This window comes from Anaerococcus sp. NML200574 (assembly GCF_026131665.1).
GTDB classification, from domain to species: domain Bacteria; phylum Bacillota; class Clostridia; order Tissierellales; family Peptoniphilaceae; genus Anaerococcus; species Anaerococcus kampingae.
Window position 1 is genome coordinate 23,032 of record NZ_JAMXSM010000009.1, and the last position, 16,482, is coordinate 39,513.

Sequence of the window (16,482 nt, forward strand, 5' to 3'; positions counted from 1 at the left end):
CTAATCCAATTATTTTTCTCTTATATTTGACAATATTGTTAAAGTTCATAAGATATATATAAAGATAATAAGGAGTTTAAATGAAGAATGTTTTAATTTTAAATGACTTCGTATCCAAAGGTAAGATTGCTGCAAGACTAATGGCATCAGTCCTAGCCTATATGGATGTGGAAGTTTTTTTGTTACCAACAGCAATGATTGCAAATAACTTTTCTCTAAGCGGAAATGCATTTTTAAATACGAATAGCTACATCAAAGATTGCCTAGATAATTGGACAAGGCTTGGCTTTAAGTTTGATACAATTTTTATAGGCTACATAGATGATAAGGACCAAAGAGACCTAATAAGAGATTTTCTAGAAAATCTAGACTATGAAACAACAATCATCCTAGACCCAATAATGGGAGATGATGGTAGTCTCTATCCAGGTCTTGATGATGGAAAAATTGAAAATTACAAGTCCCTTCTAGACCTGGCTGACATTGTAATTCCAAATGAAACAGAAGCAAAGTTTTTAGACCTTGATATAGATTCTTTTAAAGATAATAAGAAAGAATTGATTATAACTTCTAGTAAGGATGAAGATAAGGATTGTGTCAAAGTCTATGGCAAAAATGAATTCACAATCTATTTTGACAAGCAAGACCTCAAGGTCGGTGGGTCTGGAGATTTGTTCGATGGACTTTTCATAGGCTATAAATTGAAAAATTATGACTCAGAAGCTGCAATTGATAAGACTTGCCAGGATATAATCAAAATTTTAAGGGCCAATGATAAAGATAAACCTGGTGCAAGCGAGGTAAATATTGAAAAATACCTCACACTTATAAAGGGATAGGAAAATGCAAATAGCAGATAAAGCCTATTTCAAAAAATCTCTTGAAATAGCCTGGCCAGCTGTTCTTGAGTTTTTATTTATTTCCATAGCAGGTATGATAGATACCTTCATGGTATCAAGCATGGGACCATCAGCCATATCAGCGATAGGACTTGTTACCCAGCCAAAATTTATAGCCCTATCAGTTTTCTTCTCCATAAATGCATCTGTATCAGCACTTGTAGCCCGTAGGCAAGGAGAAGGCAAGAGATTTAAGGCAAATGAAACCCTTACAACAGCACTCTATATAATGATATTTTTTGTAATAGTAGTAGACCTAATCATGATTCCTCTGGCAGATCCAATCCTTAAATTTGCTGGATCAAATACAGATACCCACGACCTAGCCTACCAGTATTACATCATAACCATGGTAGGAATGTTCTTTAACTGCCTATCAATGCTAATAAATGCTGCCCACAGGGGATGTGGCAATACAAGGATAGCCTTCTTTTCAAACCTTGTATCATCCTTTGTAAATATTGGATTTAACTTCCTACTCATAAATGGTAAATTTGGATTTCCAAAAATGGGAGTAGCCGGTGCAGCCCTTGCCACAGTTTTGGGAACAGTCGTAGCATCCATAATGTGTATAATAAGTCTATTTTCAAAGACTTCTTATATGAACTTTAGCCAAATAATAAAAAGTAAATTTAAATTTTCATTAGAAATTGCAAAAGAAATCAAAAACCTAGCAGTAAATATCTTCATAGAAAATGTATCAGCCAGGGTAGGATTCTTAGTAACAGCAATAACAGCTGCAAAACTTGGAACAGATGCCTTTGCAGCCCATAATGTCGGAATGAATTTCCTATCCATATCATTTTCCCTAGGAGATGGTATGCAAGTAGCAGCCATAGCCCTAACAGGAAATGCTCTCGGTGCTGGTCTAAAAGAAGAAGCTAAAAAATACGGCAAAACCTGCCAGCAAATAGGATTTTTAGCATCACTTATAATATCTGCAATATTGATATTTTTCGGAAGAAACATATTTTCTATATTTTTTAATAAAGAACATTTACTTGACATGGGCGTTGAAATTTCAAGGTTCTTGATATTTATCAACCTCATACAAATATCACAAATCATCTATGGGGGTTGCTTAAGAGCCGCAGGTGATGTAAAATATACCTTAGGAGTTGCACTAGTATCTGTTACATTGATCAGATCAATAGTAACTCTTATCTGTGTTAACATACTAAACTTAGGACTAGCTGGTATCTGGATTGGTATCCTATCTGACCAAGCATCAAGGTTTGTAAGTTTAAGATACAGATTCAACAAAGGAGAATGGGTACACAAAAAAATTTAGGAGGGTACAAATGAAAAAATTACTATCACTACTAGCTCTATCTTTAGTACTAACAGCATGTGGAAACTCAGCAGACAAGAAAGCTGAAGAACCAACAGAAACAACTACTAAAACAGAAGCTCCAGCAGAAGAAAAAGCTGAAGACAAAGTAGAAGAAGCAAAAGATGCTCAAGAAGATGCTGACAAAGCTGAAGATGAAGCAAAAGATGCAGCTAAAGATGCAGCTGAACAAAAAGTAGAAAAAGAAACAGAATCAAAAGACAAAGGAAATAACTAATAGTAATTTCACTAAGTCAAAAAGCCATCCATTTGGGTGGCTTTTAAATTTCTTCTGTGGTATAATAAATCTATATTTGGGGAATTAGCTCAGCTGGGAGAGCGCTTGGCTGGCAGCCAAGAGGTCAGGGGTTCAAGTCCCCTATTCTCCACCAAATAGCAAACATCCGAGGAATTGGTTCTCGGATGTTTTTTTATAATAAGATTTTTTTCAAGTTCAATAACTTCTGCCACATCTTATTTATTTTAAGGTATATTTACATAAAGGAGAATTTCATGGATATGGAAAATATTATTAAAATAGATGATGATTTAGAAAGAAATGAGGAACTCTACAAGCTTTTTGATGAAGAAGCCCGTCTTAAGTCAAGAACTGGCCTGGTTGAGAAAATTACTACCCAAAGGGAGATTAATAAATTAATTAATATAGATTCCAAGGTCCTTGATATAGGGGCTGGTACAGGTGTTTATACAATCCCCCTTGCTCATAAGGTTAAAGAAGTCATTGCCTTTGAGCCAGCTAGCTCAAATTTTAAGACCTTAGAGGCGAAGGCTAAGGATTTTTCAAATATAAGGGCCTATAATAAGTCATCTTTTGACCTTAAAGACTTGGAAGATAATTATTTTGACCTAGTCCTAATCTTTGGTCCTATGTACCATCTCTCTAATGAAAAAGACAGAAAGGATGTCCTAAAAGAAGCCAAAAGAATCTGCAAGGATACTGGTCATATCTTAATTTCCTTTATAAATCACGATATGGTTTTAATTAGCGAAACGATAAACTTCAATACAGATATTTTTTCAGGGCCTAGCTATGATAGTGGAAAACAAAGGTTAATTGATAGGCCCTTTGTATTTTTTAAGGTCAATGAAGCTAAAAAAATGATTGAAGAAGCGGATATAAAAATAAAAGAAATAATAGCAAGCGATGGTTATGCAGAAGTTTTGAGTAATAAGCTTGAGGAAATGACTGAAGAATCCTTTAAAAATTACCTAGATTGGCACCTAAGCCACTGCAAGGACCCAGAAAGTCTCGGTGCTACTAACCACCTACTTTTTGTTTGCGAGAATAAAAAATGAAAAATATCAACTTATACATCCCAAAAGAAAGGGAATTAGACTTTGCCAAAAATCTCCTAAAAGATCCTGCCACCATGGCCTACAAGATTGGCGTAGCACCCTTCATTTTTTCCAATAAAATTTTCATTGAATAGAGATATAATAATGATATAATAATGATACAATAATGATATAATAATGATATAAAGGAGGCTTTTTTATGATAAACATTCGCCCAGTAACAGATTTGAGGAATAAATTTTCTGAGATAGAAGAGACTGTTATAAATTCAAATTCACCAGTTTTTTTAACAAAAAACGGTTATGGAACAATGGTTCTAATGAGTATAGACCAATATTCTGCTCTTACAAATGAGATTGAAGTTAAACTCGACGAGGCTGACAAGCAAGCCGCTATTTCTAACAAGCGCCTAAATAAAGATGAAGTTTTTTCTAAGGTCCGAGAAAGTATAAATGCAGAAGAAAACTTATAAACTAAAGTTCTTGCCACTTTTCCAAGAAGATCTATTAGCAATCACTAGCTATATTTCTTCAAACTTACAAAATCCAGCTTCTACTTATAGACTGGTTGATGAAATTGAAAATGCTATCGATAAAAGGCTAGAAAACCCATTGATTTTCGATCCCTTCAATTCCAAAAAACATAGAGTTTATCCTTATTACAGGATTTAAGTTAAGAATTATATTATTTTCTATGTAGTTATAGGAGACATTATGGAAGTCAGGAGGATTCTTTACTCGAAACGTGATTTTGAGAGTATACTATAATTCATTTTATAATATATAATCTTAATAAGCTGGTAAATTATAAATAATGAAAAATATAAAATTATATCAACCAAAAGAAAAGGAATTAGACTTTGCGAAAAATCTCCTAAAAGATTCTAAAACCATGGCCTACAACAAGGGATATGATTTGGATTTTCCTGGCTATGATAAGGAAACTGGCACTATTACTCATGACCAGGCTTATTGGGAAAAATGGTATGACCTTTATTTTACTAATCCAGGAGAATATTTTTACGCCTATATCTATGACCAATATTTAAAGGTCTTTGTAGGTGATGTGAATTTTCATCCTTCAAAACTTAACCCTTATACAAGGGATATAGGAATTGTGATTAAGGACGAATTTAGGGGCCAGGGCTACGGAAAAATTGATCTTAGGCTTCTAATCAAAAAAGCTTTTTCCTTTGATTCTATAAGGGCTCTTGCCAATAATTTTGAAAAAGAACGTGCTATTGCCTTGAAAATCCACCAGGATTTGGGATTTAAAATTATAGACGATAAGGAAAATGTACTTAAGCTTATTTTAGAAAAATAAAATTTCCAAAGAAAAACCAGCTTGATAAGCTTCAAAAAGCTATTTAAGCTGGTTTTCTTTGTTATTAGATTTTGAAAAAACTATTTATTTAGTTTCTCATAGATTTCTTTAATTTTTTCTATTATTTTCTCATCTTTTATTTCAGTTATTTTTTCTACTGTTTTTTCTAGGCCAAGATTCTCTATGTCTTTTTCAAGCTCTACTGCTTGGCCATCTTCATTATTTCTAAAGTTTAGGGCTGCAGCTAGGCCTACTAAAAGATTATCTACTGGAAGCTTGTATTCTAGAGCAGTATTGATTGGTTTTACAAATCTTTCATTAACTGATAGCTTTCTTATTGGCTCCCTGCCTACTCTTTTTACATCATCCTTTAGGTAAGGATTTTTAAATCTCTTGATGATTTTTTCTATATAGGCAAAATGGTCTTCCTTATTGAAGCCAAATTTTGCTATTAGGGCCTCGCCTGATTCTTGCATTATTTTTCTTACTTGGTCTTCTATTTCAGGATCATTTATAGATTCGTCGATTGTTCCGTATCCTTTTAGGCTTCCTAAATAAGCTGTAGAGGCATGGCCTGTGTTTAGGGTGAAGAGTTTTCTTTCGATATAAGCTTCAAGATTTCCTACTAGGTTCATTCCTTCAATTTGAGGAATTTCTCCCTTAAAGCCAGCTTCTTCTACATTCCATTCATAGTAATTTTCAACTGTTACATCTAGTGGATTTTCATTTTTAGATGGTGGTACTATCCTGTCTACTGAACAGTTTGGAAAGCCTACATACTTGTCAGCGTAGGCTTTGGCCTCATCATCAAGCTTTTCATAAACATAGCCCTTTAGGGATTCACTTGCCTTTATGGCATTTTCACAAGCTATGATATTTAAATACTTATCAGAATCTGCTTCAAATCTTTTTTCTATTCCACTTGCGATTTTTCCTGCAATTTTAACTAGGTTTAGAGGTCCAACTGCAGTTGTAATTATAGCTGCATCGGCTATTTCATCTACAATTTCATCTCTTGTTGAGTTTACAGCTGATATACCTTCTACTTTTATATCTTCATTTTCTACATCTTTTACATGGATTGTGTAGGCCTTTTCTTTGTTTATTAGGTCTATTACATTATCAAATACGTCTGCGAAAACTAGGTCGTAACCTGCATTTTTTAGGAGGTAGCCGATAAAGCCCCTACCTATATTTCCTGCTCCAAATTGTATTGCTTTTGTCATTTCACTCTCCAAATTCATCTAAAAAGTCTTGTTTATTTGTTGTATTTTTAAGTTTTTCTGTTAGCTCTTCGCTGATTTTAATTGCTACACTTGATAATACTTCTAGGTGCTCATCACCTTTTCCAGCTATACCTATTACAAGATAAGCTTTTTCTCCATCAAAATCTACTCCATTAGGATATTGAAGGAAAACTAGGCCAGACTTGTGGATGGTTTTTTTAGCTTCGTTTATACCGTGAGGAATGGCTATACCAAGGCCCATGTAGGTTGTTGCTAGCTTTTCTCTTTCAAGCATATAGTCTATATATTCCTTATCTACACAACCAAGTTGTACTAGTTCTTCACCTGCTCTTATGATGGCTTCTTCCTTGCTAACGCTGTCTAAATTTAAAAATATATTTTTTTCTTCTAATTTGATATTCATCTTATTCTCCTTCTTTTTCTATATTTTCCCTAATTATATTATATATTATTTCTCTTAGGTTACGGTCAATTTTATTTTGATTTAGAGTCCTAAGAGCCCTTAAAAAAGCATCATCACTTACAATTTTTTCACTGATTTCTGAGAAAAATTTTATTATCTCATCTTTTTCGTCAAGGCTTGATATCATTACAATTACAATATCATGACTATCTTCAATCTTTCCAAAACCTAGCTTTGGTCTATTTATCTCACATTTTGCATGGATCAAATAAAGATTAAATTCCTCATAATAGGTCGGATTTAACTTATTTCTTTCAACTATGGCTTCAAAAATCGTCTCTCCTTCTAGCCTATCATCCGAAACTAATTTTGAAGCTTTTTTATAAGGGTCATCTTTCTTTTCAAGATAAAAATACTTGGTATTTTCGTAAAGATTGTTGAGATTAGTTGAAATTTCGAAAATTTTTTGCCCCAAATCTATTTTGGATTCTCCTATCTCTTTCGAAGAAATTTCACTAAATGACTTTTTCACATTTCCACCATTATAGTATTTTTTTCTTGAAATCTCCCTTAACTTGGTGGTAAGTTTCAAATAATCATCTTCATCTGCTAAGGCAGGCATTTCTATATAGGCAAAATCGCTTATATCACCTTCTTCCATAAGGCTATTAATTTTAACGGTTGATACTATTAAATCTACATCATTTTCCTCTAAAAATTCTCTATTCAGATTCATTATAGAAGCATTATTTACTATATTGGCATTCGAGAATCGGTTTTTAATTTTAGTCGCAAGTAACCTTGATGTACCATAACCAGTAGGGCAAACTGTAAGGATATTAACCCCTACATTTTGGCTTATCTTTGATTCTATAGCTGTTATAAAGTGAATAGCTATATAACCAATTTCATCATCAGGTATTTGCGTATGGCTAGGTAATTTTCCCTCATCTCTGATGATGTCCGGACCAATTTCCTTAAGACTTTCATAGATTTGTCCATACTTATCTCTTATTTCATCCAGAATAGGATTTTTAATAGCAAGCCTGTATTTTAGCCTAGTTAAGGCTGGCATTATATGTGCCCTAAGATCACTTTCAAGCCTCAGGTCATCTTTAAGGTTGAGCCTGTAAAGCTTATCCATCTTTTCTATGAGTTTTTTTGTAATATTAAGGGACTGGCTAGCTTCATTTATATCAAAATTTTCGTTTTTGTCATCGGTTATTTTTGTGCCCTTAATATGCATGGCCACAAAATATATTTCGATATCAGGAATTTCTATATTAAATTCTTCTTCCAAGTCCCCTATGATTTCTTTGGCAAGTTCATAATCCTGGCTTGACTTAAGATTTTCAACCAAATCTTCGTTGAAATCTATTTTTTTATCCTGCCTAAGTCTCTCAATAGATAAAGATATATGAACTAGGAGGCTAAAATAAGAGTTGTCCGAAATGCTAATTTTTAGCCTAGCAAAGGTCTTATCCAGTGATTTTTTGGTCCTATTTATGATATCTAGATCTATCATTGATAAGATATCATTTTCCCTTATGAGAGTTACCTTGACATCATCATAAATATCCCTCAATATTTCTATTTTCTTATCATCATCTAGCATATCATTGATAAGCTTGGCCTGGGCCTTCCTGATGGCCTTTTCCCTGCCTTCAATACTTACTCCCACTCCTCGCTTTCTGATAAGCTTTATGTCGTAAACTGACAACCATTTTTCAATTATGTCTAAGTCCTCTACCAAGGTTTTTTCAGATATTTTTAAATATAGGGTAAAAACAAAATACTTTATTGCTTGCTTGCTAGTTAAGAGTCTTGAGAGAATAAAATTTACCCTTTCAACCCTCTCATACTGCTTGGATGAATCCACCATTTCTAAAAGCTCATAAAGATAAGCAATTGATTCCCTAGATTCATTTAATATAAGACCTTGACCTGGTTTTTTGGTTAGAGAGAAGTCATTTTCATATAAAAAATCTTCAATAAGAGGCAAATCCCTTTGGACAGTCCTTGTAGATACACCAATTTTCTTAGCTATATCATTTACTGTTATATAGTCATCCTTATTATCTCCAATTATATGGATGATATTTTTTTGTCTTTGAGATAAATTATATGCCTTCAATGACCTCCCTCCCTTCTATTTATTATTTTGTAAATCTTTCGATTAATTGATTGATACCTGGATCTGCTAAGAAGTTTTTGATTGGAATTATTTCATATCCCTTAGTCTTGTCTACTCTTTCAACTAAGTTTTCATTTGTAACTATTATATCAGCCCCTTCTGGTATTTCTGAAACTGGTGCGTGAGTTACTTCAACATCATATGGTGAATCTTTGATTGCATTTCTAAATCTTGATGCACCCATAGCTGATGAGCCCATTCCCGCATCACAGGCAAAAACTACCTTATGAACATCTTTGGCTGCCTTTACTGTATTTGTAGTTGATGCTTCTTTCTTAACTTCGCCCTTTGATTCTGCCTTAGAACTTGCAAGATCTGATTTTGCCTTTTCAAAATCAACTGTGCCTCCCTTAGCAAAGGCTCTCTTTACAAAAATAGAGGCTATTAAAAATGATACTACTGCCGCTATTATAACAGAAATCATAATCTTAATATGGTCTCCAGGCGCTGCCAAAGACATTATTGCTATGATTGATCCAGGGGAGGCTGCTGATCTTAGACCAGTATTTAAAAGAAGATTTGTTAAAACTCCTGAAAAACCACCCGCTATTACAGCTAGTAATAGGTATGGATTCATTAGTACATATGGAAAATATATTTCGTGGATACCACCTAGGAAGTGGATTATCATAGCACTTGCTGATGAATTCTTTGAGTCACCCTTACCAAAGAAGAAATAGGCTAAAAGTATACCTAGACCTGGTCCTGGGTTAGCTTCTATTAGGTACATTATAGATTTACCCATTTCTGATACTTGGTTAGCACCAATTGGAGTAAATATTCCGTGATTGATGGCATTGTTTAAGAATAAAATCTTAGCCGGTTCAACAAAGATTGATACTAATGGAAGAAGTTTTTTGCTAATTAAGAAATCAACTCCACCTTCTAAAACAGCTGTTAAGCCTGCTAAAAGTGGTCCAATTCCGTAGTAACCAAGGATTGCTAGAAGCATTCCGATGATACCTATAGAAAAGTTATTGACCAGCATTTCAAATCCTGCTGGGATTTTTCCTTCAACACCCTTATCAAACTTCTTGATAACCCATCCTGCAAAAGGTCCCATGACCATAGCACCCATTAGCATTGGTATTTCAGCTCCTGCTATAACACCGGCTGTAGCGATAGCTCCTATTACTGCCCCTCTTTCACCGCCAACTAATTTACCACCTGAATAAGCTATTAGGGTTGGTAAGAGATATTTTAATAAAACATCTACCATTGCGGCAAGCTTTTCATTTGGTAAGTAACCTTTAGGTATGAAAAGAGCTGTGATAAATCCCCATGCAATAAACATACCAATATTTGGCATTACCATTGCGCTTAGGAACCTTCCAAAACGCTGCACACTATTTTTAATGTTAGTATTTCTGTCCATAATTTCCTCCTTTTTCATTTAGACAAATAAACTTCTTAATCTTATTATAGCTCTTTTCTATAGGCCTGTGCAAGCGTTACTAAGCGTAGTTTTGTCACCATCGTTGGTGACAAAATGTAAAATTAAAAAACCAGGGATTATCCCTGGCTGTCACATATCCATTATCTCCATCTTGTCTAGTTCATCTTTTTGTTTTTTCTTATTTTTGTAGTAAATATAAACCAAATACTGAATCATCGTTGGTATATTTGCTATAATAAGGCCTACAATGAAGCCTGGTATGGTGACCTGATTTTTCCCATAGGCATCAAAAGTTACTTGTCCTATATACCAGGCAAGTGTACTTAGAAAAGATAAGATTGGTATTATTAACCCCCATCTTCCCTTGGTATTTTTACAAATTATGATTTGAATTATAAGTGGAATTAAAAAAGTATATATCCCTAAGCCTAAAAATAATCCTAATAATTTTTTCATTTCTCTCTTCCTTCCCTTTTGTATTCTTCAATCAAAATCTTGGCAGCATCTAGGGTGATTTTTCCGTCTATGGCCATTGATTTAATTAGACTTACATAGGACTTATCTTCCTTGTCTAATAGTTTTATTTTTTCAATCAGCCTATCAAGCCTAAGCCTGACTGTCGGATAGGATACACCGTAGATTTTTGCCATTTCCTTTAAGGATCCCGATTCTAGGATAAATCTCTTGATAAAGTCGATTTCGCTATCATCGAGATTTTCTATCCATTCTCTCTTATCATTTCCCATGGCATCCTCCTTTGTTACTACCATTATAAACCTAAATAATATTAAAGTCAAATTTAATTTTATTAAATATAATCGAAAAACTTACTTTAATATTATTTTAATGTGTAAGATTCCCCTTTTAGGTTATATATAAAATAAGGAGGATCTATGAAATTTTTACACACAATGATTAGAGTCAAGGACCTTGATAAGTCCTTTAAGTTTTATACTGAAGAATTAGGATTTAGAGAATCAAGAAGAAAGGAATTTCCTGAAAAAAAATTTGATTTAGTTTATCTAATTCTCCCTGATTCACCAGAATTTGAATTAGAATTAACCTACAATTACGACCAGGAAGAGCCTTACGATCTAGGTACAGGCTATGGTCACATAGCTATTTCCCACCCAGACATTATCTCTCTAAGGGAAGATTTTGTGGCTAAAGGCTATGAGGTGACAGAAATTAGAGGCCTTAGGCCAGATTCTAATAAATATTTCTTCGTAGAAGACCCAGATGGTTACAGGATAGAGATTATCCAAGAAAGATAAAAAATCCGGATTTGATCTTTTGATCTCATCCGGATTTTTAAATTCTATAATTTATATTCTTCTTCTCTTTTCCAAAGAGGGTCTTCTATGCCTTGGCTTTTTTGTCTTTCATAATCATCCATCACTTCTTTTACCTTCTTAAAGAGCAGGAATAAGCTGATTACATTGATAAATACAATTATACCTACAAAAACATCTATAATGCCCCAGACCACGTGAAGGTCTAGTTTGGTTGAAATTATAAACATGGCAAAGGCTGTTAACCTATAGATCCAAAGTGGGATTTTTGCTTTTTCCTTAAATATTAGAAGGACATTGGTTTCGCCATAGAATAAGTCTGCTATTAGGGTTGTAAAACCAAACATTAGCATGGCAAAAAATATCATCCAACGACCAAGGTTGCCAAGTTGTGATTGGAAGGCATCTTGGACTAGGACTATACCGTCATTTCCATTGCCTAGGACTCCTGTAAGCATGATAGCAAAGGCTGTTAGGGTACAAATTATGATTGTTGTGACAAAGGTTCCAAACATGCCCAAAAATCCTTGCTCTGCCGGATGTTTAACATCTGCTGAAGCATGCATGATACCTGCTATACCATTACCAGCATCGTTTGAAAATAAGCCCCTTGCAACCCCATACCTAAAGGTGGTCATTACTGTATAACCACCAAGGCCTGCGAAGGCTTGTTTAAGGCCAAAGGCACCTTTAAAGATATCTGAAAACATTGCTGGGACCTTAGTAATATTTGTAAGCAGGATAAATAAAACTGCAAGTATGTATAAACCCGCCATAACTGGAACTATCTTGCTTGAAATATCTGTAAGCCTTTTAACCCCACCGATTGTAACTATGGCAGCAATTATCGTAATCACTACCCCTATGTAAATTGGATTAATATTAGATACGCCTGTAAGGGCTTGAGCTATGGAGTTTGTCTGCATGAAGGCTATGCAAAGGCCTACACCAATTATGTAAAAAATAGCAGTTATGACTGACATTATTCTAGATTTTAGACCAAATCTCACATAGTAGGCAGGACCGCCCCTGTAGGTTCCATCTTCTAATTTTACCCTATAAATTTGTCCTAGTACTGTTTCAGCAAAGGTTATAATCATACCAAGTAGAGCTGTAATCCACATCCAAAATATAGCCCCAGGACCTCCAGCTACAAGGGCTGTTGCAACTCCTACAAGGGATCCTGTCCCAACCTGACCACCTACAGCTGTTGCAAGGGCTGCAAAACCAGATACATTTGAATCTGATTTCAGATTTTTCTTAATGACATGGAAGATATCCTTTGCATAGCGAAATTGGGGAAAGCCAAGCCTTATTGAATAATAAAGGCCCACCCCCAAAAGGACATAGCCAATTACATTGGCCCACATAAAGTTTGCAATATCAATAAATATATTCATAATTCTCCTCTCAATTTACTACATTTTTCGCTTTACCTGCTTGAAAGGCCCTGATATTATCTATGGCAATTTCTAGAAGCCTCTGACGAGTTTCAACCGGTCCCCAGGCCATGTGTGGGGTTATGATTATATTATCATAAGCAAGCATTGGGTTATCGTCATTAATTGGCTCAGTTTTATTGACATCAAGGGCTGCCCCATAAATCTTGCCTGAATCTAAGCCTGCCATTAGGGCATCCTCATCAATTAGGCCGCCCCTTGCTGTATTTATGATAATAACACCATCTTTCATCTTAGAAATTGAATCTTCGTTGATAATATCTTTTGTCTGATCATTTAAAGGTAGGTGAAGGTCTATTATATCGGATTTCTCAAATATTTCATCCTTGCCCACATATTCTACAAAAGCCTTTGCCTCTTCATTCTCGCTCCTATTGTAAGCAATAACTTCCATTCCCATGGCCTTATATATTTTGGCAGCTGCAAGTCCAATCTTACCAAGTCCCATAATACCAATGGTTTTGCCAACTAGTTCTATTAATGGAAAATCTCCAAAATACCAGAAGCCTTCCTTTTTCCAGCGACCCTTTCTAACTTCCCCATCATGGTGACCTACCCTTGTTGTTAGCTCAAGAAGGAGAGCAAGGCCAAACTGGGCCACAGCATCAGTTCCATAAGCTGGCACATTTGTAACGACAATCCCATTTTCCCTAGCGGCGTCTAGGTCAATGCTATCAAAACCTGTCGATAAGACCCCTATATATTTTAATTTTGGGAGCTTTTCCATAGCTTCTCTAGTTATTTTTGTATAGCAAATAAGGAGAATTTCAGCATTCTTGGCCCTTTTAATTATTTCTTCTATGTTGTTTGGGCATTCCTTATAAACTGTCACATTTCCAAGCTTCTTTAGGCTATCAAAGCTCATATCGCCTGGATTTAGGGGTTTAGAATCAAGAATTACAATATTTGTCATTAAAATCCTCTCTTAACTTATCAAATTCATAATGACTTAGACCATAATCTCCTAGTTCAAATCTTCCCAATCTATGAAAATCAGACCCTCCTGACATGATGAAATCAAATTTTTCAGCAATTTCCCTTGCTCTTTCAAAATCATCGCCCTTCATCCTGGAGTGATTGATTTCAATTCCTCTTAGGCCAAAGCCTGCGTACTTTTCAATCTCATCCCAATTGTCATATTCTTGTGGATGGGCAAGAATTGATAGGCCAGAATCTTCATTTATGGCAGAAATGGCATCCTTTACTGGTATGTAGCCCATTTTCCTTGCTAAATCATTTGTAGTTTTTTCCTTAAAGATAACCTTAAAGCCAAGACCCTCCATCTTTTCTGGATACTTGGCCTTTAGGGCCCAAAATATATCTGACTTATAGATTATGGAATTTGGGGCAAATTTTTTGACAAAATCATAGTCAAGGTCAAATCCCTTTTTAGCAAGATCTGGCAAAAGCTCGATGTGACAGGCTTCTCTAAGCTTATTTGTATGATCATTAAGTTTTTTAATATTAGGCGTGGAATCTGGCAAGAAAAGACCTACTATGTGAACTTTTTTACCCACTTCATAGTCATAGGCTGATATTTCTATCCCCTTTATAGTTTCAAGACCGTAAGCCTTGCTGAGGACCTTTATTTTATCATAATGATCGCACCTATCGTGGTCTGTTATGGCAATTTTTTTAAGGCCTGCATCAGCCATCATTTTTATTACTTCTTCTATATCATAATCCCCATCTGAATAAGATGTGTGCATGTGTAAGTCTGCGTATTTCATAGTTTCCTTTCTTTTTGGAAGAATTTTTTAATAAAAAAAGGAGCCGTTTTGCCAGCCCCTATTTTTATTTATTTGGAGTCAACTTAACTGTGGATGTAAGAATATCAGAATATGTGTATGACACTACTCTTTCCACATCAAAATCATTGTTGACCTTTACTGTAAATACACTTGGAAATGCATCTACTATGACACCTGTCTTAGTTTTAACTCTCTTCCTGCCCATATCGGCTTTGAGAATTACTTCCTTACCTACCGAACTTTCAACTTCTTTTCTAATATCGTGAACTGATCTTTGTGCCATCTAATCATCCTTCCGTTTGATACTTATATCATTATACCCTAGAGGGACGTATTTGTCAAAAAATATATATTATACACCTGCTAAAAGTATTGTCAAATATTTTTCGCAAAGTTTTTATAGCTGATCAAATGGGTAGATATCAGTATTTTAGATATGTTTATAGAAGGCAAGATATGCTTTAAAAGTCTGATATAAATCTGCCTTTGAGATAACTTCTAAAGGAGCATGCATAGATACCACTGGTGTACCGCAATCGACTACACTCATGCCGTATTCTGCAAGAATATAAGCAATTGTTCCACCACCACCCTGGTCGATTTTACCAAGCTCACCTGTTTGCCAAATAGCAGCATCTTTTCCAAAAGCGGTCCTCACCTCTGCTAGATATTCGCTGTCAGCATCATTTGAGCCACCCTTGCCACGGCTGCCTGTATATTTAGTTAGGCAAACCCCATGGCCAAGCTTGGCTGTATTCATCTCTTCTGTAGCCTCTAAGAAATTTGCATCTTCTGCTAGGGTCACATCTGCTGAAAGCACCTTAGAATTTCTAAGTGCACGCTTTAAGTTAACAACATTTCCCTTGCCAAAGGCATTTAGGATTTCAAGGGTCATGTCTTCGAAAAATTGGCTGGTCATGCCTGTTGCACCAACAGATCCTATTTCTTCCTTATCTACAAATAGTCCAACTAGGGTCTTTTCTGGATTTTCTACTTCTAGAATTGCCTTAAGGGCTGCATAAGAGCATACCTTATCATCGTGGCCATAGGCCATAATCATTGACCTATCAAGGCCTACTTCACGAGCCTTTGTAGCAGGTATTACATTTAGCTCAGCTGTAAGGAAATCTTCCTCTTCTATTCCATATTTTTCATTTAAAATCTTAAGGACATTTTTCTTAATTGGATTTTCCTTCTCATCCTTAAGTGGAATTGAGCCAACCATGATATTAAGCTGCTCACCTTCTATAACCTCACCGGCCTTTTTTTGGTTAAGGTCGGCTGAAAGGTGGATTAGAAGCTCAGATATGAAAAATACTGGCTCATCATCAGCTTCTCCAATTGAAATATCAACCTTTTTCCCATCCTTAGTAAAGGCAACTCCCACTAGGCTTAGGGGAATATTTGTCCAGTGATATTTCTTAATACCTCCATAATAGTGGGTCTTAAGGTAAGCTGCGTGGCTTTTTTCAAAAAGTGGAACTGGCTTAAGGTCAAGCCTTGGGCTATCTAGGTGGGCACCGACAATAGTCATACCCTTTTCTAAATCCTCCCTACCAATCACAAACATTGCCACAGCCTTATTTCTATTGATAACATAAGCTTTAGAACCTGCCTTAAGGTCACCACTTGCGATTAAATCATCAAGATTTCTAAAACCAGCTGCCTCAGCTCTTTTAACAATCTCCTTAACAGCCATTCTCTCAGTCTTAGCCTTATCCATAAAGTCTAGGTAATCTTTAGACATGGCTTCTAACTTATCAAGGTCAGCCTCATCCATGGCAAGCCAAGCATTAGTTCTTTTATATTCCATATTTCCTCCCAATTAAAAGGAGACACCTGTCCCCTGTATTTCTTTTTATATTATTAT

General features: G+C 35.2%; 20 protein-coding genes and 1 tRNA gene. 10 read left to right on the forward strand and 11 right to left on the reverse strand.

All coding sequences use genetic code 11. The features are described from left to right. Positions 1–80: 80 nt before the first annotated feature. The 9 genes from NH286_RS05565 to NH286_RS05605 all read left to right on the forward strand — a co-directional run bounded on the left by NH286_RS05565 (position 81) and on the right by NH286_RS05605 (position 4,869). On the forward strand, positions 81–839 hold the full coding sequence (locus NH286_RS05565) for a bifunctional hydroxymethylpyrimidine kinase/phosphomethylpyrimidine kinase (protein ID WP_106461780.1): 759 nt from the start codon (positions 81–83) through the stop codon (positions 837–839). Positions 840–849: 10 nt separating this feature from the next. Further along, positions 850–2,190 carry an MATE family efflux transporter gene (locus NH286_RS05570; protein ID WP_410035887.1) on the forward strand — a complete coding sequence of 447 codons (1,341 nt, stop codon included), beginning with the start codon at positions 850–852 and terminating at the stop codon, positions 2,188–2,190. A gap of 10 nt (positions 2,191–2,200) precedes the next feature. Beyond that, entirely contained in the window at positions 2,201–2,467 is a 267-nt protein-coding gene (locus NH286_RS05575; RefSeq protein WP_106461777.1) for a hypothetical protein, read from the forward strand. 78 nt (positions 2,468–2,545) lie between these two features. Further along, a tRNA-Ala gene (locus NH286_RS05580) sits at positions 2,546–2,621 on the forward strand. Between the two features lie 121 nt (positions 2,622–2,742). Further along, the gene (locus NH286_RS05585; RefSeq protein ID WP_265237500.1) at positions 2,743–3,546 is read left to right on the forward strand and encodes a class I SAM-dependent methyltransferase; all 804 of its coding nucleotides are present in this window, start codon (positions 2,743–2,745) and stop codon (positions 3,544–3,546) included. Then, complete coding sequence (locus NH286_RS05590; RefSeq protein ID WP_265237502.1) at positions 3,543–3,680, forward strand: hypothetical protein; 138 nt, start codon at positions 3,543–3,545, stop codon at positions 3,678–3,680. Before NH286_RS05585 ends, NH286_RS05590 begins: the two co-directional genes overlap by 4 nt. Positions 3,681–3,745: 65 nt before the next feature. Then, a complete protein-coding gene (locus NH286_RS05595; RefSeq protein ID WP_265237504.1) occupies positions 3,746–4,018 on the forward strand; it encodes a type II toxin-antitoxin system Phd/YefM family antitoxin in 273 nt (90 codons plus the stop codon). Further along, positions 3,999–4,217 (forward strand): type II toxin-antitoxin system RelE/ParE family toxin, encoded by a 219-nt coding sequence (locus NH286_RS05600; RefSeq protein ID WP_265237505.1) that lies wholly within the window; start codon positions 3,999–4,001, stop codon positions 4,215–4,217. The genes NH286_RS05595 and NH286_RS05600 overlap by 20 nt, the downstream gene beginning before the upstream one ends. A 142-nt stretch (positions 4,218–4,359) precedes the next feature. Continuing rightward, the gene (locus tag NH286_RS05605) at positions 4,360–4,869 is read left to right on the forward strand and encodes a GNAT family N-acetyltransferase (RefSeq protein ID WP_265237507.1); all 510 of its coding nucleotides are present in this window, start codon (positions 4,360–4,362) and stop codon (positions 4,867–4,869) included. Positions 4,870–4,949: 80 nt separating this feature from the next. Here the strand turns inward: NH286_RS05605 and NH286_RS05610 are convergent, their stop codons facing one another. The 6 genes from NH286_RS05610 to NH286_RS05635 form a co-directional block, all read right to left on the reverse strand. Beyond that, positions 4,950–6,095 (reverse strand): mannitol-1-phosphate 5-dehydrogenase, encoded by a 1,146-nt coding sequence (locus NH286_RS05610; protein WP_265237509.1) that lies wholly within the window; start codon positions 6,093–6,095, stop codon positions 4,950–4,952. Between the two features lies 1 nt (position 6,096). Continuing rightward, entirely contained in the window at positions 6,097–6,519 is a 423-nt protein-coding gene (locus NH286_RS05615) for a PTS sugar transporter subunit IIA (protein WP_106461767.1), read from the reverse strand. A 1-nt stretch (position 6,520) separates the two neighbouring features. Beyond that, complete coding sequence (locus tag NH286_RS05620; RefSeq protein WP_265237512.1) at positions 6,521–8,653, reverse strand: BglG family transcription antiterminator; 2,133 nt, start codon at positions 8,651–8,653, stop codon at positions 6,521–6,523. Between the two features lie 22 nt (positions 8,654–8,675). Then, positions 8,676–10,088 carry a PTS mannitol transporter subunit IICB gene (locus NH286_RS05625; RefSeq protein ID WP_106461763.1) on the reverse strand — a complete coding sequence of 471 codons (1,413 nt, stop codon included), beginning with the start codon at positions 10,086–10,088 and terminating at the stop codon, positions 8,676–8,678. 150 nt (positions 10,089–10,238) lie between these two features. Further along, positions 10,239–10,565 carry a hypothetical protein gene (locus tag NH286_RS05630; protein ID WP_265237515.1) on the reverse strand — a complete coding sequence of 109 codons (327 nt, stop codon included), beginning with the start codon at positions 10,563–10,565 and terminating at the stop codon, positions 10,239–10,241. Continuing rightward, positions 10,562–10,855 carry a DUF2089 domain-containing protein gene (locus NH286_RS05635; protein ID WP_265212498.1) on the reverse strand — a complete coding sequence of 98 codons (294 nt, stop codon included), beginning with the start codon at positions 10,853–10,855 and terminating at the stop codon, positions 10,562–10,564. The genes NH286_RS05630 and NH286_RS05635 overlap by 4 nt, the downstream gene beginning before the upstream one ends. Positions 10,856–11,002: 147 nt before the next feature. Between NH286_RS05635 and NH286_RS05640 the strand changes: the two genes are divergently transcribed. Then, the gene (locus NH286_RS05640) at positions 11,003–11,383 is read left to right on the forward strand and encodes a VOC family protein (protein WP_265237518.1); all 381 of its coding nucleotides are present in this window, start codon (positions 11,003–11,005) and stop codon (positions 11,381–11,383) included. 44 nt (positions 11,384–11,427) lie between these two features. Here the strand turns inward: NH286_RS05640 and NH286_RS05645 are convergent, their stop codons facing one another. The 5 genes from NH286_RS05645 to NH286_RS05665 form a co-directional block, all read right to left on the reverse strand. Further along, on the reverse strand, positions 11,428–12,801 hold the full coding sequence (locus NH286_RS05645) for an alanine/glycine:cation symporter family protein (protein WP_106461755.1): 1,374 nt from the start codon (positions 12,799–12,801) through the stop codon (positions 11,428–11,430). A 10-nt stretch (positions 12,802–12,811) separates the two neighbouring features. Further along, positions 12,812–13,774 (reverse strand): D-2-hydroxyacid dehydrogenase, encoded by a 963-nt coding sequence (locus NH286_RS05650; protein WP_265237520.1) that lies wholly within the window; start codon positions 13,772–13,774, stop codon positions 12,812–12,814. Continuing rightward, positions 13,752–14,591, reverse strand: a complete 840-nt coding sequence (locus NH286_RS05655) for a PHP domain-containing protein (protein WP_265237522.1) — start codon at positions 14,589–14,591, stop codon at positions 13,752–13,754. The genes NH286_RS05650 and NH286_RS05655 overlap by 23 nt, the downstream gene beginning before the upstream one ends. Positions 14,592–14,655: 64 nt before the next feature. Then, positions 14,656–14,895 carry a Veg family protein gene (locus tag NH286_RS05660; RefSeq protein ID WP_265212493.1) on the reverse strand — a complete coding sequence of 80 codons (240 nt, stop codon included), beginning with the start codon at positions 14,893–14,895 and terminating at the stop codon, positions 14,656–14,658. 147 nt (positions 14,896–15,042) lie between these two features. Next, positions 15,043–16,425, reverse strand: a complete 1,383-nt coding sequence (locus tag NH286_RS05665) for an aminopeptidase (protein WP_265237524.1) — start codon at positions 16,423–16,425, stop codon at positions 15,043–15,045. Positions 16,426–16,482 lie beyond the last annotated feature (57 nt).